At 68.0% G+C, this 2,048-nt stretch carries 2 protein-coding genes; both read left to right on the forward strand.

Features of this window, described 5'->3' with window-relative positions:
- The first annotated feature begins 184 nt into the window (after nucleotides 1–184).
- Entirely contained in the window at nucleotides 185–1,732 is a 1,548-nt protein-coding gene (locus OQF70_RS13390) for a Na+/H+ antiporter NhaC family protein (RefSeq protein WP_280538212.1), read from the forward strand.
- Entirely contained in the window at nucleotides 1,729–2,007 is a 279-nt protein-coding gene (locus tag OQF70_RS13395) for a TRAM domain-containing protein (protein WP_092817934.1), read from the forward strand. Before OQF70_RS13390 ends, OQF70_RS13395 begins: the two co-directional genes overlap by 4 nt.
- Nucleotides 2,008–2,048 lie beyond the last annotated feature (41 nt).

A 2,048-nucleotide genomic window follows, 5' to 3' on the forward strand; every position in this document is an offset into this window, starting at 1 on the left:
TTTATATATTCAGGAGTCGGGCTGTCACTGTAGCGTGGTTTGTGTCATCTGTTGTCGGCTTCCTCCCCGACCTCAAGGGTTGGGGCATCCGCCTTGTACCGCCTGTGAATCGAAGGGGGACGCCAGGTTCCGCCGCAAACACACACCGAACCGTTTAGTCACCCGGGGTGTGATTCGGGGTCGTATGGACGAAACGACGAGTGAGGATCCGACCGCGGAGTTCGAGGGCGTGGGCTCGTCGGAGGGCCCACGGCTCGAGTTCTACGGCGGCCGGGGTGCCAGCGCGGCCCCGATCGTGTTCTTCGTCGGCTGGGCGATCGTTCAGACCGCCCTGTTGCGCGTGTCGGATACGACCGGACTGGTTGCGGGAATGTTGATCGGGCTCATCCTGGGAATGTTCCTCGTGAAGGGCTCGTGGAGCGACTACGCGAACACGATCTTCGAGGGGATGACCCAGCCGGTGGCGGTGACGGCCATCGTGGCGTGGATGTGGGCGGGGATGTTCACGGAGACGCTGCAAGCCGGCGGGCTCGTCTGGGTCGCCGACGTCGCCGGCGTCGGTGCCACCGCCTTCCCGGCGATCACGTTCGTGCTCGCGGCCGTGCTCGCGACCGGGATCGGGACCGGATACGGCACGAGCGTCGCGTTCGTCGGCCTGTTTTTCCCGGCGGGGATCCTGCTCGGCGCGAACCCGACGCTCACGTTCGGGGCGATCCTCTCGGGAGCGATCTTCGGCGACAACCTCGCGCCGGTCTCGGACACGACGATCGTCTCCGCCGTCACCCAGGACGCCGACATCGGCGGCGTCGTCGCCTCGCGATTTAAATACGCGATCGTCGCGGCCGCGATCGCGTTGCCGGCGTACGTCGTCGCCAGCGCGCTGTTGCCGGGACTCGACGTCGCCGGCGATCCGCGTGCGGTGCTCGTTCAGGGCGCCAATCCGATCGCGTTGATCCACCTCCTCTCGATGGGCGTCGTGATCGTCGCCGCGGTCGTCGGGCGCCACATCGTGGAGGCGATCTCGTGGGGGATCGTGCTCGCGGTTGGATTCAACTTGATGGCGGGGCTTTCCTCCGCGGCCGACATCCTCGTGTTCCGGGCGCCCGCCGACGCGCCGGCGGCCGACGCGCTCGCGGGACTCCCGATCGTGGAGATCGTCTCCGACCCGAGCGCCGTCGGCGTCGGGGGGTCGATCTACGCCGGCGCCGCGGGGTTCTTCGCGCTGTCGATCCTCGTGTTGTTGATCATCGCGGCCGCCCAGATCATGATCCGCGGCGGCGCCTTCGAGGCCGTCCTCGAGTGGTCGATCGACACCCTCGCGACGAACGTGCGCAACGCCGAGTTGACGATGGTCGGCACCGCGGCGCTCGTCAACGCCGCGATCACGATCAACACCGCCGCCGAGATCGCCATCGGGCCCTACATCGCCCGGATCGGCGAGCGGTTCAACATCAACGGCTACCGCCGGGCGAACATCCTCGACGCCCAGACGGCGGCGCTCGGCTACATCTTCCCGTGGTCCGGCGGCGTCCTCGCGGGCTACTCGGCGATGGTCGGACTGCCCGATACCTTCCCGTGGTTCGAGGCGGGGATGCTCGTGAACCCGGCGGAGGTGTGGCCGTTCGTCTTCCACGGCTGGATCCTCGTGGCGGTGTTCGTCGTCGCCGCGGTGACCGGGTTCGGCCGTGAGTACGTCATCGACCGCGAGAGCGAGGAGGTGGCGCGCGTATGAGCGTTCTCGAGAAGTTCCTGGCCGGGTGGTCCTTCCGGACGACCACGCCTGCGCTCGAGCCCGGGACGACGGTGTCGGTCTTCGTCAGCGGGTACGACCCCGCCGAGGGGGTCGGAACCGCCCTGATCGGCGATACGCGACTGCTCGTCGAGGGGATGGACCCGGACGCGATCGACGATCAGGTCGCCGTCCGCGTCACCGAGTACGATCCGGAGACCGCGACCGGCCGCGGCGAGTTCGAGGCGGTCGTCGGCGACAGTTCCTACGACGTGTGAGGGGACGACGCTCCGAAGGGGAAGTTCGGGGGAAGTTCGGG

Source organism: Halopenitus sp. POP-27 (assembly GCF_029889855.1).
GTDB lineage: Archaea > Halobacteriota > Halobacteria > Halobacteriales > Haloferacaceae > Halopenitus > Halopenitus malekzadehii.